At 43.7% G+C, this 21,627-nt stretch carries 20 protein-coding genes and 2 tRNA genes; 12 read left to right on the top strand and 10 right to left on the bottom strand.

Annotated features, from left to right (window positions below; genetic code table 11):
• Positions 1-15: 15 nt before the first annotated feature.
• The 6 genes from hscB to DL796_RS09880 all read left to right on the top strand — a co-directional run bounded on the left by hscB (position 16) and on the right by DL796_RS09880 (position 3,477).
• A complete protein-coding gene (gene hscB / locus DL796_RS09855) occupies positions 16-549 on the top strand; it encodes a Fe-S protein assembly co-chaperone HscB (protein ID WP_110201544.1) in 534 nt (177 codons plus the stop codon).
• A gap of 10 nt (positions 550-559) precedes the next feature.
• Positions 560-2,425: a Fe-S protein assembly chaperone HscA gene (gene hscA / locus DL796_RS09860; protein ID WP_110201545.1), complete on the top strand. Its 1,866-nt coding sequence runs from the start codon at positions 560-562 to the stop codon at positions 2,423-2,425.
• 9 nt (positions 2,426-2,434) lie between these two features.
• Positions 2,435-2,773: an ISC system 2Fe-2S type ferredoxin gene (gene fdx, locus DL796_RS09865; RefSeq protein ID WP_110201546.1), complete on the top strand. Its 339-nt coding sequence runs from the start codon at positions 2,435-2,437 to the stop codon at positions 2,771-2,773.
• A 24-nt stretch (positions 2,774-2,797) separates the two neighbouring features.
• Complete coding sequence (iscX, locus tag DL796_RS09870; RefSeq protein WP_110201547.1) at positions 2,798-2,998, top strand: Fe-S cluster assembly protein IscX; 201 nt, start codon at positions 2,798-2,800, stop codon at positions 2,996-2,998.
• Between the two features lie 132 nt (positions 2,999-3,130).
• Positions 3,131-3,206: transfer RNA gene (locus DL796_RS09875), tRNA-Lys, on the top strand.
• A 195-nt stretch (positions 3,207-3,401) separates the two neighbouring features.
• Positions 3,402-3,477 (top strand) — tRNA-Lys (locus DL796_RS09880).
• An 86-nt stretch (positions 3,478-3,563) separates the two neighbouring features.
• On the opposite strand, the gene DL796_RS09885 is transcribed toward DL796_RS09880, so the two are convergent.
• A complete protein-coding gene (locus tag DL796_RS09885; RefSeq protein WP_110201548.1) occupies positions 3,564-4,292 on the bottom strand; it encodes a helix-turn-helix domain-containing protein in 729 nt (242 codons plus the stop codon).
• A 287-nt stretch (positions 4,293-4,579) separates the two neighbouring features.
• On the opposite strand from DL796_RS09885, the gene DL796_RS09890 reads away from it, so the two are divergent.
• Both DL796_RS09890 and DL796_RS09895 read left to right on the top strand, forming a co-directional pair.
• Positions 4,580-5,137 carry a hypothetical protein gene (locus tag DL796_RS09890; RefSeq protein WP_110201549.1) on the top strand — a complete coding sequence of 186 codons (558 nt, stop codon included), beginning with the start codon at positions 4,580-4,582 and terminating at the stop codon, positions 5,135-5,137.
• Positions 5,138-5,301: 164 nt separating this feature from the next.
• On the top strand, positions 5,302-5,730 hold the full coding sequence (locus tag DL796_RS09895; protein WP_110201550.1) for a hypothetical protein: 429 nt from the start codon (positions 5,302-5,304) through the stop codon (positions 5,728-5,730).
• A gap of 168 nt (positions 5,731-5,898) precedes the next feature.
• On the opposite strand, the gene DL796_RS09900 is transcribed toward DL796_RS09895, so the two are convergent.
• The 8 genes from DL796_RS09900 to pdhA form a co-directional block, all read right to left on the bottom strand.
• Positions 5,899-7,185, bottom strand: coding sequence for a glutamate-5-semialdehyde dehydrogenase (locus DL796_RS09900; protein ID WP_110201551.1), 1,287 nt, complete (start codon positions 7,183-7,185; stop codon positions 5,899-5,901).
• 19 nt (positions 7,186-7,204) lie between these two features.
• A complete protein-coding gene (proB, locus tag DL796_RS09905; RefSeq protein WP_110201552.1) occupies positions 7,205-8,014 on the bottom strand; it encodes a glutamate 5-kinase in 810 nt (269 codons plus the stop codon).
• 59 nt (positions 8,015-8,073) lie between these two features.
• A complete protein-coding gene (locus DL796_RS11800; protein WP_265090374.1) occupies positions 8,074-8,208 on the bottom strand; it encodes a hypothetical protein in 135 nt (44 codons plus the stop codon).
• Between the two features lie 187 nt (positions 8,209-8,395).
• Positions 8,396-9,223, bottom strand: a complete 828-nt coding sequence (gene proB / locus DL796_RS09910; protein WP_110201553.1) for a glutamate 5-kinase — start codon at positions 9,221-9,223, stop codon at positions 8,396-8,398.
• 361 nt (positions 9,224-9,584) lie between these two features.
• Positions 9,585-11,699: a prolyl oligopeptidase family serine peptidase gene (locus DL796_RS09915; protein WP_110201554.1), complete on the bottom strand. Its 2,115-nt coding sequence runs from the start codon at positions 11,697-11,699 to the stop codon at positions 9,585-9,587.
• Between the two features lie 161 nt (positions 11,700-11,860).
• Positions 11,861-13,594: a 2-oxo acid dehydrogenase subunit E2 gene (locus DL796_RS09920; protein ID WP_110201555.1), complete on the bottom strand. Its 1,734-nt coding sequence runs from the start codon at positions 13,592-13,594 to the stop codon at positions 11,861-11,863.
• Positions 13,591-14,571 (bottom strand): alpha-ketoacid dehydrogenase subunit beta, encoded by a 981-nt coding sequence (locus DL796_RS09925; protein WP_110201556.1) that lies wholly within the window; start codon positions 14,569-14,571, stop codon positions 13,591-13,593. Before DL796_RS09925 ends, DL796_RS09920 begins: the two co-directional genes overlap by 4 nt.
• Positions 14,571-15,647: a pyruvate dehydrogenase (acetyl-transferring) E1 component subunit alpha gene (pdhA, locus tag DL796_RS09930; protein WP_110201557.1), complete on the bottom strand. Its 1,077-nt coding sequence runs from the start codon at positions 15,645-15,647 to the stop codon at positions 14,571-14,573. Before pdhA ends, DL796_RS09925 begins: the two co-directional genes overlap by 1 nt.
• Positions 15,648-16,033: 386 nt before the next feature.
• Between pdhA and DL796_RS09935 the strand changes: the two genes are divergently transcribed.
• Together DL796_RS09935 and DL796_RS09940 are read left to right on the top strand one after the other, a co-directional pair.
• A complete protein-coding gene (locus tag DL796_RS09935; protein WP_110201558.1) occupies positions 16,034-16,633 on the top strand; it encodes a putative metal-binding motif-containing protein in 600 nt (199 codons plus the stop codon).
• A 12-nt stretch (positions 16,634-16,645) separates the two neighbouring features.
• On the top strand, positions 16,646-17,266 hold the full coding sequence (locus tag DL796_RS09940) for a MopE-related protein (RefSeq protein WP_110201559.1): 621 nt from the start codon (positions 16,646-16,648) through the stop codon (positions 17,264-17,266).
• Positions 17,267-17,835: 569 nt separating this feature from the next.
• On the opposite strand, the gene DL796_RS09945 is transcribed toward DL796_RS09940, so the two are convergent.
• On the bottom strand, positions 17,836-18,225 hold the full coding sequence (locus tag DL796_RS09945; protein WP_110201560.1) for a hypothetical protein: 390 nt from the start codon (positions 18,223-18,225) through the stop codon (positions 17,836-17,838).
• A 195-nt stretch (positions 18,226-18,420) separates the two neighbouring features.
• On the opposite strand from DL796_RS09945, the gene DL796_RS09950 reads away from it, so the two are divergent.
• The gene (locus DL796_RS09950) at positions 18,421-18,816 is read left to right on the top strand and encodes a hypothetical protein (protein WP_170114248.1); all 396 of its coding nucleotides are present in this window, start codon (positions 18,421-18,423) and stop codon (positions 18,814-18,816) included.
• 68 nt (positions 18,817-18,884) lie between these two features.
• A complete protein-coding gene (pepN, locus tag DL796_RS09955; RefSeq protein WP_110201562.1) occupies positions 18,885-21,584 on the top strand; it encodes an aminopeptidase N in 2,700 nt (899 codons plus the stop codon).
• Positions 21,585-21,627: the final 43 nt, after the last annotated feature.

The following is a 21,627-nucleotide window of genomic DNA, read 5'->3' on the forward strand; positions in this document are numbered from 1 at the left end:
AACGAATTAATTACTATGGCAAATGCGCAACAAAATTATTTTGAATTATTCGGCCTAGAGCCGAATTTTTTCATTGATAAAAAAGATTTATCAAGCAAGTTGAAGCGTTTGCTTCAATCAGCACACCCCGATCGCCATACTCAAGGTGGTAGTCAGCAACAGATGCTGGCTATGCAAAAAACCACTCGCTTAAACGACGCTTTTGCGGTTTTAAAAGATCCCGTAAAGCGTGCTCAATACTTACTACAGCTAGTAAAAAATATTGATACCACCCAAGACCATACGGTTAACGATGCTGAATTCTTGATGCAGCAGCTCGAGTTGCGTGAAGAACTCGATACTATTACTAAGCAGAAGAATGCTAGCGAGTTAATGAGCTTTGCCGACAAGATTGAAGCTATGGCTGAGCAGCAAGAAGCGGAGCTTGGGCGTCTTTTCGAGCATGAGCCTTGGGATTTGGACGCATTAAAAATTTCTATTTATAAGCTACAGTTCTTACACAAAACATTGCGTGATATCGAGCTGGCTGAAGACACACTATTAGATTAACTGAGTCATTATGGCATTATTGCAAATTTCGGAACCAGGACAGAGCACTCGAGCCCACCATCACAGGTTAGCGGCGGGTATCGACCTAGGTACAACCAATTCACTGATAGCTACTGTTAGAAGTGGTGAAGCGGCTACATTGCCCGATCCAGAGGGCAGGCATACCTTACCTTCAGTCGTTCATTATAAAAGCGATGGAGAGGTTGTCGTTGGCCACGAAGCCAAATCACGCCAAGCCGTTGAGCCTGGAAATGTTATTAGCTCGATTAAGCGCTTACTCGGTCGTGGTCTTGCCGATATGGACAAGATCAAAGAGTTCAGTGCAAACACTTTAGTTGAGTCAGACAGTGGAATGCCCGGTGTTGTGCTTAACAATGGTATTCAGAAGAACCCAGTTGAAGTCTCAAGCGATATCCTTAGAGCGCTAGCTAGCCGTGCTGAAGAAGCTCTCGGCGGCGAATTAGGCGGAGTTGTGATTACCGTTCCGGCTTATTTCGATGAAGCGCAGCGCCAAGCAACAAAAGACTCTGCACAGCTGGCGGGTTTAAAAGTGTTAAGGCTCTTAAACGAGCCGACGGCTGCTGCGGTGGCTTATGGTTTAGACTCAGGTAGCGAAGGTATTCATGCTATTTATGACTTAGGTGGCGGAACCTTTGATATTTCGATCCTGCGCTTAGAAAAAGGTGTGTTTGAGGTCTTAGCTACAGGCGGTGACAGTGCGCTTGGTGGCGACGATTTTGACCGTGCCATAGGTCAATATTTGGTAGAGCAAGCGAAGGTCGATAGCGACGATCGTCGCGCCCATCAGTTGGCGATGATAAAAGCCCGTGAAGTTAAAGAAGCTCTGACCGATACAGATTCAGTTGAAGTAAACTTTTTTGATTGGCAGGGTGAAATGAGCCGTGCACAAATTGAAGAAATAATCGCTCCAATCGTTGATAAAACGCTACTTTCTTGCCGTCGAACTCTAAAAGACGCTGGAGTAAAGGTTGATGAAGTAGATAAGGTTGTTATGGTTGGTGGCTCTACGCGCGTGCCTTTGGTTCGTGAAAAAGTTGAGCAATATTTTAAAGTACCACCATTAACTGACATCGACCCAGATAAAGTGGTCGCTATCGGCGCTGCGATCCAAGCAAATGTCCTGATCGGTAACAAATCAGATGATGATATGTTGCTGCTTGATGTGATTCCATTATCGCTCGGCGTAGAAACAATGGGCGGTCTATGCGAAAAGATTATCCCAAGAAATACACCTATTCCAATCGCAAAAGCTCAAGAGTTTACCACCTTCAAAGATGGCCAAACTGCAATGGCGATTCATGTGGTACAGGGTGAACGTGAATTAGTTGAAGACTGTCGCTCGCTCGCTCGATTTGAGTTACGTGGCATACCGCCGATGGTAGCCGGAGCGGCCAGAATTCGAGTGACATATCAGTTAGATGCCGATGGACTGTTACAGGTTATGGCAGAAGAAACGACCAGCGGTGTTAAAACAGATATCACGGTTAAACCATCTTACGGTCTAAACGATGAGCAAATCACAGACATGCTAAAGAGTTCGTTCAGTCATGCCGAAGGTGATATGGAAGCTCGTATGCTGCGTGAGCAAAAAGTAGAAGCCGCACGCGTCATAGAAGCCGTCTCAGCTGCATTGAATGAGAACGGTAAAGAATTACTAAATGATGAAGAATACGCAGCGATTCAATCAGCTCTAGAGCAGCTGAATGAAACTGCGCAAGGGGATAGCGCCAAAGCTATTGAAGACGCATTAGAGTATGTAGAGAAGAGCACAAATGAATTTGCTAATCGTCGAATGGACGCTAGCATAGCCAAGGCTCTTGTGGGTCACGAAGTTGACGAAATTGATGAAATATAGGGTAATTAGATGCCAAAAGTAATATTCTTACCTCATGAAGAGTTGTGTCCGGAAGGGGCAGAAGTTGAAGCCGAAAGTGGACAGACAGTACTTGATGTGGCCTTAGACAATAAGATCTATATCGAACATGCTTGTGAAATGTCGTGCGCATGTACAACCTGTCACGTAGTTGTCCGTGAAGGTTTTGACTCGATGGAAGAGAGTGACGAACTGGAAGACGACATGCTTGATAAAGCATGGGGTCTTGAGCCTGAGTCACGCTTGAGCTGCCAAGCAGTTATCGAAGACGAAGATCTCGTTGTAGAAATCCCTAAGTACACCATCAACCAAGTCTCAGAGCGTCACTAGACGCTCTTTAGTAGGAGTATAACAATGGGTTTAAAGTGGACAGACAGTTTGGACATCGCCATTGAGCTTTATGAAAAGTTTCCAGAGCAAGATCCGCTGCGCATAAACTTTGTAGATTTAAGAAATAAAGTGCTTGAGCTTGAGGATTTTGATGACGATCCAGAGCGTAGCGGTGAGCGCATATTAGAAGCGATCCAAGCTGCATGGATTGAAGAAGCCGAATAGTCAGTATCTTCAATTACTCGATTACAAAAATACGAAAAAAACCGCGTATAAAGGTTGTATTTTCTCAAAAAAGAAGTATTATACGCGTCTTACCGGAACGGTGAGCTTGGCTAGAAAGATAGTCAAATCAATGGGTTGCTAGCTCAGTCGGTAGAGCATCTGACTTTTAATCAGGTGGTCACAGGTTCGATTCCTGTGCAACCCACCATCTTTATCTCCTCTGGAGAGCAAAAACCGCTTAGTGAAAACTTAGCGGTTTTTTTGTATCCTGAATTTGTGCTTCATAAATCCTGAAGCCTGATTTCATAAATTAATTTAAAATTTCTGACTTTAAAGGGTTGTGTTTTTAGCTGAAAACGGTATTATACGCGCCATCGAATAAGGCACTGCCTTAAACGGTCTTGGGTTGCTAGCTCAGTCGGTAGAGCATCTGACTTTTAATCAGGTGGTCACAGGTTCGATTCCTGTGCAACCCACCATCTTCTTTTCTAGAGAAAACACTCCTCTTGAAAATAAAAAAGCCGCTTAGTGAAAACTTAGCGGTTTTTTTGTGCCTGTAATAACTCTATCTCGTTTTGTCGATACGATAAAAGCGAGCTTCGACGATAAGCCCTAAAATGCCTAAAGTCATTAAAAATACAGCGAATATTAAGAAGATATTGTTGGCTGTGCTTCGTTTATCCTCTAATTGCTTTGCGTGATACTCTCTAAAGCCCTTATCTAGCTTTTTAATAAATGCTTCTCCTTTATATTCTTTAGTAATAATACTCTCTGGGTGCTGTGAGCGTGTATTTGTAGGGAAGGAGTTCTCAAAAAAATTTCCTGTGAACTTGATATAACACTCTTTGCGGCTTTGCTTTTTAAGGCATTGATTGATTTCGTGCTTGAAATCAATCCCAAGTGAGCGATACTCCCACTGCTTGTTGCTTGATAGCAACTCTAGGTAGGCTGTAAAGAAAAACAGCACCGCTACAAGGATAAACGTCGAACAAACGATGACAGCGGCTTTACGCTTGCCTTTAGCCACCTCGTGTTTGCTATTGGTCGCATTGGCGATAATAGGGATATGCATCAGCTTTTGGCGGACATAATCCTTATCCAAGTCTTTAATCATGTCATCCGGCGTAATTTCATAAGCCGTACACAGCTTATCGAAAATCTCGACTGAAGGGATGCTTCTATCGTTCTCAAGCTTAGATAGGTAGGATTGTTCAATACCCAGCTTTTTAGCAAATTCAGGCTGGGTCCAGCCGCTAGTTGAACGCAATGAGCGTAGCTTTTCACCAAGTGTCATTATTGTGTCTCCATGTGGTTAATTGACGCTATCATTGTTTTCAAAAGCTCTAGGAATAACCAGATGAATTGATTGGAATAACTAGGAATATACAGGAATGTTTAGGAATTTGAAGGGTTTAAGAGTTGCTTGTTGACTTAAATGGGAGGCTAGGAGTAACTTATCATCTTTATTAAGTAAGTCGTCAAGTAGCTTTCGATGAAAACTCTAAAGATAATATTTAAATTAATGGGGTCAAAATTAATTTCAGTTATTTGTTGGTGTGGTTAACTCTGAAGGTAGCTCATATGAGTATTATGGAAACAATAGATTTTAAATTAATGAGAATGTTTAGTATTTTGTTTATTAGTCTTCTATGTTCAAATTTTTGCTATGGTAGCGAGGAAGTTCGGCACTATAAACAAAGAAAGTCTAAACTTATAGAGCTTAAAGCAGACTTAGCTCTTGAGTGTCGAAACTCAAATTACATAGCAGAAATCGGCATATCAAATGTGTTGAGATATGATATTTTGATTAATGTTTATGAAGTTGGTTTATTAACTCCTAGCCATGGCAGTGCGTTTGAAGTCTCTAACGCTGAAGAGTCCAGTAAGGTTATGCCGTATAAAGGTAAGTGGATTAATAAGGATGGAGTAGACATATCAGATGAATTAGTAACTATTAAAAGGGGTCACCGATTGAGTTTTAATTACAACTTATCAAGCGACTTTGAAATATCTCCTTTAGATAATTCGTCATATCTTGTTCAGTACTCTGTTGGAGCTGAAAGCAAAGACAGCGATTATTTAATTTATATTTATTCAGATGAACTAACGGTCAATAGCGCTGTTTGCACAAAACATTAGTGTCGCGAAATTAATAACAAGCGTAGCTTCGACGAGCGTTAGTGAACTCGAGGGTTTACGTCTTGGTAATTTCGGCTTCAATGTTAAAAAGGGCCGCCTCACGGTTGATGTGTTGGATAAATAGGGGGTTACAATTTCTGAATTAACTTTTCACAAGATATCGAATGTATAAAAGCTATTTCATAATATCTTTAATGATTATGCTCTCAGCATCTAAAAATGATGCAGAAACTTACCAGATAGACTTGCTTGGAAACTATGAGCCATCAACTGTCTTGAAAGAGCTTAAAAAGCGTGGCGCCGAATGTGAGCTTATAAAGGATAAAATTAATTGCTCCATAAGTGATACTAAGCTTGTGGATAAGACAATGAGGGAAATCAGTCTTGAAGAGCTTCCTGCTGGGGCTACTTATTTAGGTATGCCCGGACTTAAGAATGCTGTTATCGCAGAACTGGAGAGCCGTGATATTCCGTTTAAACTTAAGATTAAAAAAAATAAGATCTGGTTTATTGTTCAAGAAGAACACTTAAATGAGTTCAGAGAAATTATTGATAATGAAACATATAAGTTAAGAGTATTGGAAAATATGTAGCGCCTAAACTAGGAGCTTTAACTCTTTTTAAATCTCACAAATAAAAAAGCCGCGGATTTGACTCCGCGGCTTTGAGTATAGGGCTTGGTAGAACCCTATTGCTCGAACGCTTTATAATAATTAATAGTGCTGTTTATTAATAGTGCTGTTTATTAATAGTGCTGTTTATTAATAGTGCTTCGCTTGGCCTTGGCCTGTCACTACATACTTTTCAGTTGTTAGTTGGACTAGACCCATAGGGCCGTAGGCGTGTAGTTTACTGGTTGAGATACCAATTTCTGCGCCTAGACCAAGTTCGCCACCGTCTGAGAAGCGTGATGAAGCGTTAACCATCACAACAGACGAGTTGATGCGTTTGACGAATTCGTTACCGCGGTCGATGTCTTTAGTGACGATGACTTCGGTGTGGCTTGAGCTGTGATTTTGGATGTGTTCGATAGCTGCTTCGTAGCTGTCTACCTGCTTCACACTCATGGCTAAGCTCAAGTATTCGTTATGATAATCTTCATCGCTCGCAACTTCGGCGTTATCCAGTTTGCTGGCAGAGTTTTTGTCTGCTTTAAACTGAATGCCGAATTCGTTACCTAGGGCGTTCACACGCTTTAGGAATTCGTCAGCGATATCTTTGTGTATGACTAAGCTTTCTAGCGAGTTACAAACGCCAGGGCGCGATACCTTACCGTCTTTTAGTAATTTCTCAGCCTTGTCTAAGTCAGCAAATTTGTCGACGTATAAGTGACACACGCCTTTAAAGTGCTGAATCACTGGAATCTTACTGTTGTCCGTTACCGCTTGAATCAAGCGCTCGCCACCACGAGGGATTACCAAGTCAATCGTGTCACGGAACTGGAGTAGGTGATTCACGGCTGAGTGGCTTTGCGAAGGTACGATGCAAACCATTTCTTTGCTGAAGCCACAAGCTTCAATTGCTTGGTGCCAGCAGTCGATAATGGCGTTATTCGAATGCCATGCTTCTTTACCACCACGCAGGATAACCACGTTACCGGATTTAAGGGTTAACGCTGCAGCTTCTACTGCAACGTTTGGGCGTGCTTCATAAATCATCAGCACAACCCCTAGTGGGATACGCATTTTAGCGACGCGGATACCGTTCGGGCGAAGAGAGCTTTGGCTCATTTCACCGACTGGATCAGCAAGGTTCATAACGTTATGCAGTGCGCTTACCATGCCGTCGACACGCTCTTCGTCTAGAAGCAGGCGGTCAACCATAGCGTCCGATAAATCGTTTTCTTTAGCGTACTCAATATCTTTTTTGTTCGCTTCAAGAATTTGTGCTTGGTTGGTCTTCAGCTTTTTTGCCATCGCAGCAAGCACGTCGTTCTTTTGGCTACTAGAAAGTGTGGCAAGAGTTTTCGCGGCTTCTTTCGCGCGAAGTGTTAAATCATAAAGCTCTTGCTTCTCAGTGTCTTCAAATGAATTCTCTTTCATGTTCATAATTACTCCTAAAATTCTCCTAAGCGACTTTTGACTTGGCTTTATCAGCTGTACTGTGCACTAATGTGCCTGGGTTTTGGTTATTGAATAAACGCATGTAACTTTCGTTTGTACCGTTACATATAATCGTATCAATACCGTTGTCCGAGGCGAACTTAGCTGCTTTAAGTTTGGTACGCATACCGCCAGTGCCTTGTGCGCTGGTGCTTTGCTTACCCATAGCCAGTGCTTCTTCGCTAATTCCTTCGAATTGATTTACTAACTCGGCGTCAGGGTTAACTTTTGGGTTGTCGTCATAAACGCCATCGATGTCACTACAAATAATCAGTAGATCGGCATCGGTTAGCTTTGCGACTTGTGCAACGAGGTTATCGTTGTCACCAACCGTAAGTTCTTCCGTCGCTACCGTATCGTTTTCATTAACAATTGGCAGGGCGCCAAGTTCTTCAAGTGTTTTAAATGTGTTGCGTGCGTTTTGCGCGCGCTCAGGGTTTTTGATGTCTGCTGAAGTTAGTAATACCTGGGCTACAACATCGTCAAAGAAACGTTGCCAGTGTGCAACCACCATGGATTGACCGACTGCAGCTAGCGGCTGCTTTTCTTTACGAGTTAATTTGTCGTAGTCTGGCTTTAACAGGTTAAAACCTGCTGCAACGGCACCTGATGAAACTAGTGTGACTTGCTTGCCTGCTTTGCGACACTTTCTTACGAAGTGTGCGATTGGAAGACAGTATTCTGCTGAGCAGGAGTGACCGTCTGGCGCGATTAGCGCAGATCCAACTTTAACGACGATGTTGTTGTAATTACCAAATTCAATATGTTCGAGCATGAAATGACCTTTCTCTTTTAAAGGATTAATTTATGATGTGTTAAAAGTGACGTGGCGTGCTAGAACACGTTACCCAAGCGCGAGGCTTGTTTTCTAATCGCCAACAAGCGACTTGGCTGGCTTGATATGCCTGCCGTGGAATGTGTCGGTTTGTTAAGTCGATTAATGTTAAGCACGGTTTGCATTATTAACATACAGATCCTTATGTCAAATTTGACTCTGAAAAAATCTGAGAGGCGCTCTGAGCGCCTGCTAGCGCTTAAAAGCCCATATAACTGGGGGGTATGTTGGTTTGGATTTACTCATACTATCTCCTAATAGCGTATAAACTCAGCGATTTCACACAATTTCTAAAATTCCTATGAATAACAGTAGCTTATGTTATGCATTAATAATATTAATGCCTGGCTTGTTTTGTTGATTATATGGCTTATTTGAGCTGATAAAGGTGCCAGTTATTTTGTGCTCTAATAATGATGTGTAGGCTTCAGACTTACCGTTACAGATGATCGTGTTGATACCTGCTTTCGAAGCAAACTGCGCTGCTCCAAGTTTGGTCACCATGCCTCCGGTTGCTTGGGCGTTATGAGTCGGTTTCCCTAAAGCTAAGGTTTTATCGGTAATTTGTTCTATATAAGGAATCAGTTCTGCCTGTGGGTTCTGGTGTGGATTGTCGTTATAAACGCCATCGACATCGCTACAGATAATGAGTAAGTCTGCGTTGATTAACGTGGCGACTTGCGCAGCTAGGTTGTCGTTGTCACCAAACTTTAGCTCGGCAGTGGCGACTGTGTCGTTTTCGTTAACGATTGGCAAAATTGCGTATTGATGTAGCTGTTCTATTGTTTTTCGAGCGTTCTGGTGACGTTTTGGGTGTTTTATATCGTCGGCGGTTAAAAGTAATTGCGCAACATGATTGTCAAAGAAGCGCTGCCAGTGGTTGATTAGTTTAGCTTGACCAACGGCGGCACAAGCTTGCTTTTTGGCAAGCGTCAAATCGCTATGATCGATTTTTAAGGTGTTTACACCAGCGGCAACAGCTCCTGAGCTTACTAATGTTACGGTTTTGTCTAGGTGTTGGCACTTTTTAATAAAGCTGGCAAGGGGTAGGCAGTATTGGGTCGAGCAGGAGCGACCGTCTGGTGCGATAAGAGATGATCCTACCTTGATTACGATATTCTGATATTGGTTAAAGTTAAAGCTATCCATAGTTGTTCCTGCTGTGTTCGGCGTATTAATAAAGTTTTGAATTCATGGCATAAAAAAAGCCCGCGAAGCTAGGCTTGCGGGCTTTTGGTATTTCTCTACTGCGTCAGCTAAGTTTTACTTGTACTTTTTAGAACTGCAAAGTGATTAATATTTTGGGTGCGCAAACCTGCCTCTTTCAACGAAAAGGGTATGGGCTGACCGGGAAGGGCAGTGATTGAAGGTTTGTGAGCACAAGAAAATAATTTCATGGCACAAATATGCGATAAATTTATAGCAAAGGCAATAAAAAGTTTCTAGGAATGTGTGGAAGGGGAAACTTGTCACTCCTGCCAGAGCAAGAGTGACAAAAGATAGCAAAGGTTTAGTCCATTAATTGATCGACTAAGTAGGTGTAAATTAACGCATTTAACTTAGCAGACTGCTCGTTGTTGGCTGCGCCACCGTGGCCACCTTCTGTGTTTTCATAATAGAGTAGGTCATGGCCTTGTTCCATCATCTTAGCTACCATCTTACGCGCGTGGGCAGGGTGTACGCGATCATCACGTGTCGAGGTAGTGAAGAAGATTTTTGGATAATCAACGTCTTTGTGTACGTTGTGATAAGGCGAATAGCTCTTAATGTAGTTCCACTCGTCTTCATTATCAGGGTTACCGTACTCGCCCATCCAGCTTGCGCCAGCTAATAACTGGTTGAAACGTTTCATATCAAGTAAAGGAACTTGGCAAACGACCGCTTCATAAAGGTCTGGACGCATTGTTGCAACGGTGCCAACTAGAAGACCGCCGTTACTACCACCACGAATACCAAGGTGTTTTTTGTCGGTTACTTTGCGTTCAATTAAGTCTTCAGCAACCGTGATAAAGTCTGTGAAGGCGATATGTCGGTTTTTCTTTAACGCTGCTTGGTGCCACGCTGGGCCATACTCGCCACCACCGCGAATATTGGCTAGCGCATAAACGCCACCTTGCTCTAGCCAATCAATACCGATAGTCGCCGAATAACTTGGGCGAAGTGACACTTCAAAACCACCATAACCATACAATAATGTAGGGTTTTTGCCGTTAAGCTTCGTATCTTTTGCCATCACTAAGAAATAAGGGACTTGCGTGCCATCTTCAGCTTTTGCGAACTTTTGCTCAACTTTATAGGGTGAAGCATCGAAGAAAGCAGGCAAGCTTTTAAGAACGCTCGCTGAGTCTTTAGCATCATCAAAATAATACAAACTGCTTGGCGTTAAGAAGTTCTGGTAGTTGATGAAGAAGTTATTGTGCTCATCGCTAGTGCCAGTTACTGATAAAGTACCTAGCTCTGGCATGTCGACTTTTTCGTTTGTCCACTTGCCATCTTTAAAGGTGTAACGGTATAACTCGCTACTCACATCTTTTAAGGTCGTGATTAACACATGGTCCTTGGTGCTCGAAACGCCAGCGATTGACGTATGTGCATCTGGAACTAATACTTCGGTAAAGCTCTTTTTGCCCGCCACAAAGTCATCAATATCGATTGAAAGCAACGATGCTTGCTTGTAGGTCTTGTCACCAATCGTCCAGTCCGACTTAAGCTCTAGCAATAATTGGCCTTTGATAATGCCGCTGATTGAACTGTCGATAGGGCGATCTAACTTGACTAAGCCCTTGTCTGTGACGAGGTAATACTCGCGCGAGTAAAAGTCGAGGCCTTGATAAACAATTTTGTATTTCTCATCGCCGTCGTGCGAAACATAAGCGCCAACTGAAACGTCAGTTTTGTTACCCTCGAATATGGTTTGAGCTTTTTCGAGTGGTTCGCCACGCTTCCAAAGTTTGGTTACACGAGGGTAACCTGAGTCGGTCATACTACCGTCGCCGAAATCAGTGCCTACATAAACCGTATCTTTATCGATCCAGCTTAGGTTGCTCTTGGCTTCAGGTAATTGGAAGCCGTCTTTAACAAAGCTTTTAGACTCGATATCAAACTCACGAACGACTGTAGCATCAGCGCCACCACGAGACAGGTTAATCAAACAGCGATCAAAAGTTGGGTATAAACAGTTTGAACCTTTATAAACCCAGTTTTCGCCTTCTTTTTCCGCAAGATCATCCAAGTTAAGGATAATTTCCCACTTAGGACTTTCTTTTTTGTACTCTTCTAAAGTCGTGCGACGCCATAAGCCACGAGGGTTCTCGTCGTCACGCCAGAAGTTATAGAAGTAGTCACCCATCTGACCAACGTACGGAATACGCTCGTCTGAGTTGTAAACCTCAAGGTTTTTCTCATAAAGTTCTTTGTAAAGAGGTTTAGACTTTAGATAGCTCAGTGACTTGTCATTTTGCTTCTCGACCCACTCTAAAGCTTTTTCGCCACCAACATCTTCTAACCAGATATAAGGATCATCGACGTTTTGTGTACTTTTAGTTTCTTTCGCCATGCTTTGTGCCATAACTCCGATAGACGCAACCGAACCAATTACCAGGCTCGAAATCAATCTTTTGTTCATATAATGACTCCATTTTTATTTATTAACCGACTGAGAATAGCAAAGGGGAGAGGCTTGCGCTAGGATTGAAATGTTTTGAAATATTTCTGGATTTAAGAATACAATAAAAAAGCGCGACACCGTGAAGTGACGCGCTTTCTTTAAAGCTAGAAACTATAGGTTTACTGAGCTTTTTGTAGGTCTTCCATCACAGCTGCTAAGAAGCGAGCTGCTTCGCCGCCAGTACAAGCGCGGTGGTCGAAGGTTAGCGATAGCGGCAACATTTTTGCGTTAGTGATGCCTTTATCAGTTAGCTTCAATTCGTTACGGAATCGACCAGTACCTAAAATCGCGACCTGTGGTGGCGATACTACTGGTGTGCCGTAACGGCCTGCAATCGAACCAAAGTTCGACAGGGTAATCGTAGCGTTTTGCTGATCGTCCTGTTTCAACGATTTGGTTTCAATCTTTTGGCGTAGATCTTGAACACGCGCACGTACGTCAGTCATGCTCATGCGATCGGCGTTATGAACCACTGGAACGTATAAGCCGTCGCCTGAGTCTACCGCGATACCAACATTAACGTTAGGGTGTAATAGGCGCTCAAACTTCTCACCGTCGAACCAGGCGTTTACTGCTGGAACAGCTTTAGCAGCTGTAACCAAGGCACGAACATAACGCGCTAGAGAGTCAGTACCTTTTGGCCATGCGGAAATGTCCACATCTTCAACCAACGTAGTCGGAACGACTGTTGAGTGTGAGTGCGCCATGCCCATCGCCATCGCACGACGTACGCCACGAACTGTTTCAGGTTTAACTTCGACGTTAATCGTAGGTAAGCCACCAGTGCTTGAAGGTGTTGAGCTTGTTGAAGAGCTGGCCTTTGGCTGTGCTGTTTGACTAGCAGCTGGAGCCGAAGCGCCTTTAGAAGCATTTTCAACATCAGCACGAGTAATCGAACCTTTGCGACCCGAAGCCTGGCAATTGCCTAAATCAACACCAAGTTTACGTGCTAGAGCACGAACTGCAGGTGATGCTTTATAAGCTAGCGGATTGCTCGTATCAAAACCAGACTCTTGCTGTGCCACAGGAGCGGCTTCAGCTTTAGCAGAACCAGTACCGTTTTTCGCTGCTTCACGCACATCTTTTTGCGTAATTGCACCGTCTTTACCCGTACCAGTAACTTGCGTCAGGTCGACTTTAAGCTTACGAGCAAGTGCTTTAACCACTGAGTTAGTCGTCTCAGCAACAACGTTGTTGCCAACTTCTACAGCACCTACAACTGTACCGCTGTCTGCACGTTTCTCTTCGCCAGCTTCTTTTTTAGGCGCTGCTTTTGTCGAGCCAGAACTAGAACCAGAACCACCAAACTCAATCAGTGGATCGCCAGTGTTGATAACATCACCAGGCTGGCCGTAAAACTTTGTCACTTTCGCCGCAAATGGTGAAGGGACTTCGACCACGGCTTTAGCGGTTTCCATCTCAACGATTGGCTGATCGACAGCGACCGTATCGCCTTCTTTAACCAACCAGCGAACGATTTCCGCATCCGGCAAACCTTCGCCAAGATCTGGTAGTAAGAATGTATCGCCTACGACATCGTCAGAAGAAGCTTCAGAGCTTTGCTCTGGAGCGTTTTGTTCTGCAGGGGCTTCGTCAGAAGCGTCATCTTCAGCAACAGCACCGTCGCCAAAGCTTACCAGTAAGTCACCAGTATTAATCACATCGCCTTCTTGGCCATGCAATTTTGCGATACGACCAGCGTAAGGCGAGGGCACTTCGACCACAGCCTTAGCAGTTTCCATTTCAACCATCGGTTGATCAACAGTTACGGTATCGCCTTCTTTAACTAACCAGCGAACGATTTCCGCATCCGGTAAACCTTCGCCTAAATCGGGTAAATTGAACTGTTTCATTTGTACTCCATAATCGTACGCACTTCGTCAAGAATACGGTCGACGGTTGGCATATATTGTTTTTCTAAACGATAGTATGGCATAACTGTGTCGTAGCCTGAAACGCGACCGATTGGCGCTAATAGATTCAAGATGCCTTTCTCGGCAATTTCAGCAGCAATTTCAGAGCCGACAGAGCCTGATTTCGGCGCTTCTTGAATGATACAAGCACGACCAGTTTTCTCGACTGACTCTAAAATCGTGTCCATGTCGATTGGGCTTACTGTTGCAACGTCGATAACTTCTGCATCAATACCTTCAGCCGCCAATTTCTCAGCCGCTTGTAGCGTTTCATGCATCATCGCACCCCAAGAGATTAACGTAATATCGCTACCTTCACGGTCAACGAAACACGCTTCTAATGGGTATTCTTCGCCATTATCTTCAACTTCGTGCTTAACAATACGGTAAACACGTTTTGGCTCTAGGAAGATCACTGGATCTGGGTCACGAATTGCGGCAAGCATTAAGCCGTATGCACGAGAAGGGTTCGAAGGAATCACGACCTTTAAGCCAGGAATGTGTGAGAACAATGCTTCAGTCGACTCAGAGTGGTGCTCAGGCGCGTGGATGCCGCCACCATAAGGTGCGCGAATAACCAATGGCTGAGTAATACGACCACGTGTACGATGACGTAGACGCGCTGCGTGACAGAAGATTTGGTCAACCGCAGGGAAGATAAAGCCCATGAACTGCATTTCTGCAATCGGCTTCATGCCTTGTGCTGCCATACCTACCGCTAAACCAGCAATCATCGACTCAGCTAGTGGCGTATCGATAACGCGCTCTTTACCAAACTTCTTTTGTAGGCCGTCAGTGGCACGGAATACACCGCCGTTCTTACCAACGTCCTCACCGAACAATACCACATCCGGATCGTTATCCAGCTCATAGGCCATCGCTGCATTTACAGCTTCAATTAAAGTAATCGCCGCCATTATTTTGCACCTCTTTTGATAGCCGCTTCACGCTGAGGCTTTGTCATTTCAGGAAGTTCTGCATAAAGATGATCAAACATCAACTCAGGCGTTGGCTTCGGAGCAGCTTCATAAGCTTTCACCGCCGCATCAACTTCTTTAGCAGTCTTTTCTTTCATTTCTTCTTCGTCTTTATCAGACCAAGCTTTGTTGTCTTCAAGATACTTGCGTAAACGAATCATTGGCTCGTTTTTCCAAGCTTCTTCTTTGACCTTTGGATCGTCATAACGTGACGCGTCATCCGCGGTAGTGTGGTCACATAAACGATACGTAATCGCTTCGATTACTGTAGGACCACCACCGTTACGCGCTTTTTCTAAGGCATAGTTAGAAACTTCACGAACTGCTACGATATCGTTACCGTCGACCTGAATACCTTCAACACCCGCTGCGATAGCTTTTTGTGCGTAAGTTTCACAAGCGGTTTGGATATCCGTAGGAACAGAGATTGCCCACTGGTTATTGTTGATGAAGAACACAACACCAAGGTTCCAAACGCCAGCAACGTTAATACCTTCGTAGAAATCACCCTCAGAAGTACCACCTTCACCAATTTCAGTCACAACGGCGCGTTTTTGCTTGCGCATTTGAATCGCTTTAGCTACACCTGATGCATGAATAATTTGGTTCGCAATTGGTACACAGATAGGGAAGTCTTCTTTTGCTACTGAATAGTTAGAGCCAGCTTCGTCGCCGCCCCAGTAGAGCAAGATTTCTTCCATGGTCACGCCATGCTTAAGTAGGCCGCCTGTAGAACGGTAGTACGGGATTAACACGTCTTCTTGTGTCATTACGTCGCCGTAACCGATACCGATAGCTTCCTGACCTAAAGAGGCAGGGTAGGTACCCATTTTACCAGTACGTTGTAATGCATAAGCTTTGGCATCGAATACACGTAACTTGTACATGTCACGATAAAGCTCTCGCATAATGTTCATGTCTTTAGCAAACTCTGGAATATCTTTCGTAGGTTTGCCATTTGCATCAAGATATTGATGATACTTAATCTCGAAAGAAGCAACTGTTGTAGTCGTCAAGGCTACATTCTCCTTTGGTGAAGGGGGCTATAAATGATTAATCATTTGTATTTAAAGTTATTAGATTTCAAAGAGTTATTATCTAAATCTAACAAGTCCCCTAAGGTTCAATCTAATATTTAGCGAGGCCGATTGTACGTATTTTTAGCGAATTTGTATAGTCAGATTTACGTTAACGTAAACTGGCACTAGTTTTATTGCGAAATAAACCGTTTTCGATAAGTAAAACTAATCTTAAATAGGCAGTTTTAAGTCTGGTTTATAGGTGCAAGTGTACCGTTTGCCGATGAAATTAGTGTGACAGCTGTATAGGAAGAAGTTATTGGTATGTGGTAATAATAGAGACATCCAGAGGAAATTGGAATCAATGTGTAGGGGAACTATCTATGAGTAAAGCATCTTTTCTAGCGACTATTATCGCTATTTCTACCTTTTTTGCATGGCCACAGGTCGCGCAGTCCGCTGATGAAATTAAAAGCCAACGGATTAAGAGTACGAATACCGTAAAAGCCATTAACCCAAAAGCGCTGAAAGATATTAAGAAAGTAGGGCAGGTCAAAATGCTGTCTAACACTGAGTATCAAAAAAAGCTTAAAGCGCATGATTTAAAGGTTAAGTCACAGGCCAAAGGCAATAACCAAAGAGCTCGTACAAATCTATCATTCCAAAGTCAGAATAATGCTTTTAGAGGGCAGTATGACTGTGATGATAATAACCCATCGGTTAAGCCGGGAGCCGTAGAAACGTGTGATGGTGTCGATAATGATTGTGATGGGGATGTGGATGAAGGTGTTTCCAGCCCATTTTATCTAGACGCTGATTCTGATCGTTATGGTGATGCATCTAAAGTTTATTATGCCTGCTCTATGCCAAGAGGTTACTCGGCTCGGGATGATGACTGCAATGATAAGAGCGTTTCAGTCAACCCAGGTAAAGAAGAAATTCCGGGTAATGATATCGATGAAAATTGTGACGGTTCCAAGTAGGAGGGAATAGCAATGTATAAATTAATAGGAACAACGCTTATTACAGCACTTTTTGGCCTGATTGCTCTATTTTTCATCGCACCAGTTGCTCAAGCCGGAACTATGGATAAGGCAATAAAGTATTGCCGTGATTACAAAAAAGATACGGGTGTTGGCTGTAGCGCACAAAAATGTCCTTGTGGCAGAAAAACTAAGAAGATTAAAAAGTGGGATAGGAGTGGTTTAAAAGTGGGGATTTGTGCCTGCGCCTCGAAAAAAGACCTTAAAGCAGCAGCTAATGCAACGCCTGAAGTGCAATGTCGTAAAAATTCGGACTGTAGCGATGGTGTGTTTTGCAATGGTGAAGAAAAATGTCGCTCAGGCCAGTGTGTTCAAGGCACTGGACCTTGCGGAAAAGACGGCAAATGTTTTGAGCGAGAAAAAAGTTGTAAAGTTCCTTGTGAAGATAAAGATGGTGACGGTTACGCCGCGATGCATTGTGGCGGTGACGACTGTGACGACAATGACCCAAAGCGAAGCCCTGGCAACAAAGAGGTTTGTGACTCTAAGGGGATCGATGAAGACTGTAATGCTAGAACAGTAGGTGATTTAGATCTTGATGGTGATGGTTTTGTTTCGATGAAGTGTCGATAAAGTCGTAAGATGGGTTACGACTGATGTCTAACCCATCCTATGCTTAAGTATTGTCATTCTGAACTTGGTTCAGAATCTATAAACTTGGTATTATTTGTCTGATTATTTGTTTTGCTATAGACGTGAAGTAATTATTGTTCATTTTCTTTGCATGCCCAAAGAAAACGAACCAAAAGAAAGGGCACCCCAAACGTTAGATGCTTCGCATTTCCCTCGCTCGTCAAGGTTTCTTAACGCGACGTCAAACTCGGCATTCCCCTTCGGGGATTCCATAAAGTCACCTACTAATTTACGCTATAACTTTTCCTTACTCGGCTAACTTTAAGGGGAGTTGTTACAATACTTTCGGCTGAAAGGTATGCTGCGGCGTACAGATAAGCTTACAAGAATATTGTAAACGGTGTGGCGTGAGGCACCGAATGGTCTTGAAGGTTAATTTTAATGGTGCGCTGTAACGCATCCCCATATTGTCATCCCGCGGAACCACGGGCACTTCCGTTGGTCGCTCGACCGCGGGATCCAGTGCCTTTACTGCTGGGCATCGTAAACTCTGCCCAGCCTACAGTACGCTATTTAACCCTCGTTCTAATTAGTTTTTTCCCATCAGCATTTAACAAAATCATTTCCTTACTGTTTATATCAATTATTGTATCTGTAACTCCTTTATTGAGAGCTTCTATCTCATAGTTTTTTAAAGGAGAAAAAAAAATTTTATTCCCCTCTATTCTCCAGGAGTCGTGAAATAAAATTTCTTCAATGGCTCCATCAGGATAGATAGCCTTACTCCAACCAATCATTTCACCATTTTCTTTATACTCAGCTTCACCGTAATAATAGGGTACTCCTGGATTATTGATTCGCCATTTTCCGATAATCTTATTTTTGTAATCAGGATAAGTGTTTTCCGAGCTACAGGATACTAAGTTAATAACGACAAGGAACAAAGCTAGTGTTTTCATTTCTCTTTCATCCTTAATTTATTGTTTAATTTTCAGGTTTATTTTGTCCCTTTGAGCTAGCTGAGTAAAGCAAAGTTATAGCGTAAATTGGGATGTGACCAACGGAATCCCTTTAGAGGAATAGCCCAATTTAGTCAAAACCAGACAGAGTGGCGAAATCAATGATCACTGCTTTATATCCATCTCAAAATAGGCATGACTGGGGCAGAAGGCGAGGCCTTTGACGCAGTGTTGGTCGCATTGTTTCCATTGGCAGGTGTCGTTGGTGATGCCGCCGTGGTTTTGGACCATGAGCTGGATTTTGAGGTTGGTGGTGTCGAGTTGTTGCCAGTCTTGTTGGCTGGCTATTTTGGCGCAGACGCCGATGTCGTTTTGTTTGGCGATGTCGATGTGCCACAGTTGTTGGCATTCGGGGCATTGGTTGAGCGTTGCCCAGCGTTGCGGTGCCCATTCGAGTTCGGTGAGGGTTTCACCAAAGGGGTCATTTTCGTCGTTGCCTACAAAAACGTTAGGCAGTTCTGCGCATCGGCACATGATATTGTTATTCCGTTGAGTCTTTTTTGTTTCTTGCGCTATGTTATATCGAATTAATCTCAAGATTGCTACAATCAGTCCTTATATTCAATCCATTCAAAGCAAAAGGTTAAAACGACTACACCATGAGCGATAGCAGTAACCATCAGGACAGCGTGGCTAGCGAGACAGCGCCGCAACAGGAAGTTCAAGTCCATTACCGTAGTGACTATAAGCCGTATCCTTACGATATTAAGGATGTCTACTTGGCGTTTGATCTAGCGCCGAACGCGACTATTGTTGAAACAACTCTGACGGTTCAGCGTAAAGCCGATATCTCGGGCGAAGAGCCTTTGTGTTTAGACGGTGTGGATCTGGAGTTATTGTCTATTGCTATTGATGATAGAGAACTCGATGAGTCGCAATACCAGTTGGTTGATGGTGGCTTAGAGGTTCTGAATGTTCCCGAGTCTTTTACTTTAAAAACTAAAGTTAAGATTTCGCCAGACACGAACACCAGCTTAGAGGGCTTGTATCTATCGAGCGGTAAGTATTGTACGCAGTGTGAAGCGCAGGGCTTCAGCAAGATTACTTTCTACCCGGATCGCCCTGATGTAATGAGTATTTTCAAAGTACGCATTGAAGCTGAGGCTGACGTGTTCCCACACTTACTATCGAACGGTAATCGTATCGAGCATGGAGAGATTGAAGGTGGTAAGCACTTTGCGGTGTGGGAAGATCCGTTTAAGAAACCAAGTTATCTGTTTGCGCTGTGCGCAGGCGATTATGATTTGCTGACCAGTAGTTTTACCACGATGACTGGGCGCGAAGTTCGCCTAGAGATTTATGTTGATAAAGGAAAACTGGATCAATGCCATCACGCTATGGAGTCGCTTAAGAAGGCGATGAAGTGGGACGAGGAGGTGTTTGGCCTAGAGTATGACCTCGATACTTACATGATCGTTGCTGTTGGTGATTTCAATATGGGGGCCATGGAGAACAAGGGCCTTAATATATTTAATACTAAATACGTGTTAGCCAGCCCTGACACGGCCACCGATACTGATTTTATTGACGTTGAAGCAGTTATTGGTCACGAATATTTTCATAACTGGACAGGCAACCGCGTAACCTGTCGCGACTGGTTCCAGTTAAGTTTAAAAGAAGGTTTGACGGTCTTCCGCGATCAAGAGTTTACCGCCAATCAGACCGATCACGGCGTAAAACGTATTGAAGATGTAAAGGTGATTCGTTCTCACCAGTTCGCAGAAGACGCCGGCCCAATGGCGCATCCTATCCGCCCTGATTCGTATATTGAGATGAACAACTTCTATACGGTGACGGTTTATAACAAAGGCGCGGAAGTCATTCGAATGTACCAGACGCTTTTAGGGCGTGATGGGTTCAAGCGTGGTTTGGACGTGTATTTCGAGCGTCACGATGGTGAGGCGGTGACTTGCGAAGACTTTGTGCGTGCTATGGAAGATGCCAATGGTTACGATCTCCAGCAATTCAGGCGCTGGTATTCGCAAGCAGGCACGCCTGAAGTAACCGTTTCGAGCGATTATGATGCGGATAAGCGTCAGTTAACCTTGAATTTTAAGCAGTCATGTCCTGCGACGCCGGGTCAAAAAGACAAAGAGCCGTTTCATATCCCTGTGAAAGTCGGGCTTATAGATACGCTTGGCAATGATATTGAGCTTAAGCCTGTGCCTTTAACGCAAGGTGCTGCAAAGGTTGAAGGCGATATTGTGCACTTAAAGTCAGCCAAGCAAGCTGTTACTTTTGACGATGTTCCTGAGGGTGTGACGCCTTCTATCTTGCGCGGTTTTTCGGCGCCAGTGAAGTTGCACTACGACTATTCACTGAAAGAGTTAACTTTCCTCTTTGCTCATGATTCAGATTCATTCAATCGCTGGCAGGCGGGACAAGAGCTATTCAGTCGCGTCATCTTCGACTTGTGTGAGCAGCAAGAAAAGGGAGGAACGCTAAGATTCGATGATTCGGTTGTCAGCGCCACTAAAAATCTACTGGATGATGCTTCTTTAGATGGGCAGTTTAAGTCATTGGCTTTGACTATACCTGGCGTCAGTACACTGCTTGAGCAAACCAACTCAATCAATATTGATCACTTAATTACAGCCCGTGATTTCCTTAAGAAACAACTAGCCGAAAAGCTTGAGCTAGACTGGTTGTTACATTATCAGACTAATCGTCATCTGGGTGACTATGAGCAGGACAAAGAGTCAGTGTCGAAGCGTGCTCTGTGTGGAACCTGCCTGAGCTATCTAATGACGCTCGAAAAAGATAGTGTCTATCAGTTGGCGTTAAAACAGTTAGAAACTGCTAATAACATGACTGACGCCAGCATTGCGCTACAGCTAATTGTGCATTCGAATTATGAGCAGAAGCTAAAAGTGGCTGAAGACTTCTATCAAAAGTGGCAGAGTGAAGAGTTGGTTATTAATAAATGGTTATCCATTATGGCGACCGACCCGTCTGATGAAACCATTGACAGGATTGAGTCATTACTGGATCATCCATCGTTTGAGTTAAAGAATCCGAATAAGGTACGCTCACTGATTGGCGCCTTTACCAGCGCTAACCCAAGGCAGTTTCACCGCGCAGACGGGCGTGGTTATGAATATTTGGCTCGTCAGATTAAGTCGCTTTACGCAATAAACCCTCAGGTTTCGGCGCGATTGACGGGGGCTTTTAACCGCTGGCGAAAGTTTGATAGCGAGCGTCAACAAAAGATGCGACAGCAACTAGAGGTTATCTTGTCGATGCCTGAGTTGTCGAAAGACGTTTTCGAGATCGCCAGTAAGGCATTAAAACAGGACTAAAGCCGAAGTGGTGAGTCGGTTTAATTAAGAAAATATTTAATAG

This window comes from Kangiella spongicola (assembly GCF_003194565.2).
In the GTDB taxonomy this organism is placed as follows: Bacteria; Pseudomonadota; Gammaproteobacteria; order Enterobacterales; family Kangiellaceae; genus Kangiella; species Kangiella spongicola.

Bases quoted from the DNA above. Each gene is read 5' to 3' on its own strand.
- DL796_RS09895 (WP_110201550.1), top strand. From the start codon at position 5,302: ATGTATAAAAGCTATTTCATAATATCTTTAATGATTATGCTCTCAGCA.
- DL796_RS09890 (WP_110201549.1), top strand. From the start codon at position 4,580: ATGAGTATTATGGAAACAATAGATTTTAAATTAATGAGAATGTTTAGT.
- DL796_RS09925 (WP_110201556.1), bottom strand. From the start codon at position 14,571: ATGGCGGCGATTACTTTAATTGAAGCTGTAAATGCAGCGATGGCCTAT.
- DL796_RS09885 (WP_110201548.1), bottom strand. From the start codon at position 4,292: ATGACACTTGGTGAAAAGCTACGCTCATTGCGTTCAACTAGCGGCTGG.
- proB (WP_110201552.1), bottom strand. From the start codon at position 8,014: ATGCTCGAACATATTGAATTTGGTAATTACAACAACATCGTCGTTAAA.
- hscA (WP_110201545.1), top strand. From the start codon at position 560: ATGGCATTATTGCAAATTTCGGAACCAGGACAGAGCACTCGAGCCCAC.
- fdx (WP_110201546.1), top strand. From the start codon at position 2,435: ATGCCAAAAGTAATATTCTTACCTCATGAAGAGTTGTGTCCGGAAGGG.
- DL796_RS09935 (WP_110201558.1), top strand. From the start codon at position 16,034: ATGAGTAAAGCATCTTTTCTAGCGACTATTATCGCTATTTCTACCTTT.
- hscB (WP_110201544.1), top strand. From the start codon at position 16: ATGGCAAATGCGCAACAAAATTATTTTGAATTATTCGGCCTAGAGCCG.
- pepN (WP_110201562.1), top strand. From the start codon at position 18,885: ATGAGCGATAGCAGTAACCATCAGGACAGCGTGGCTAGCGAGACAGCG.
- DL796_RS09915 (WP_110201554.1), bottom strand. From the start codon at position 11,699: ATGAACAAAAGATTGATTTCGAGCCTGGTAATTGGTTCGGTTGCGTCT.
- proB (WP_110201553.1), bottom strand. From the start codon at position 9,223: ATGGATAGCTTTAACTTTAACCAATATCAGAATATCGTAATCAAGGTA.
- DL796_RS09900 (WP_110201551.1), bottom strand. From the start codon at position 7,185: ATGAACATGAAAGAGAATTCATTTGAAGACACTGAGAAGCAAGAGCTT.
- DL796_RS09945 (WP_110201560.1), bottom strand. From the start codon at position 18,225: ATGAAAACACTAGCTTTGTTCCTTGTCGTTATTAACTTAGTATCCTGT.
- DL796_RS09920 (WP_110201555.1), bottom strand. From the start codon at position 13,594: ATGAAACAGTTCAATTTACCCGATTTAGGCGAAGGTTTACCGGATGCG.
- DL796_RS09950 (WP_170114248.1), top strand. From the start codon at position 18,421: ATGACTGGGGCAGAAGGCGAGGCCTTTGACGCAGTGTTGGTCGCATTG.
- iscX (WP_110201547.1), top strand. From the start codon at position 2,798: ATGGGTTTAAAGTGGACAGACAGTTTGGACATCGCCATTGAGCTTTAT.
- DL796_RS09940 (WP_110201559.1), top strand. From the start codon at position 16,646: ATGTATAAATTAATAGGAACAACGCTTATTACAGCACTTTTTGGCCTG.
- DL796_RS11800 (WP_265090374.1), bottom strand. From the start codon at position 8,208: ATGTTAATAATGCAAACCGTGCTTAACATTAATCGACTTAACAAACCG.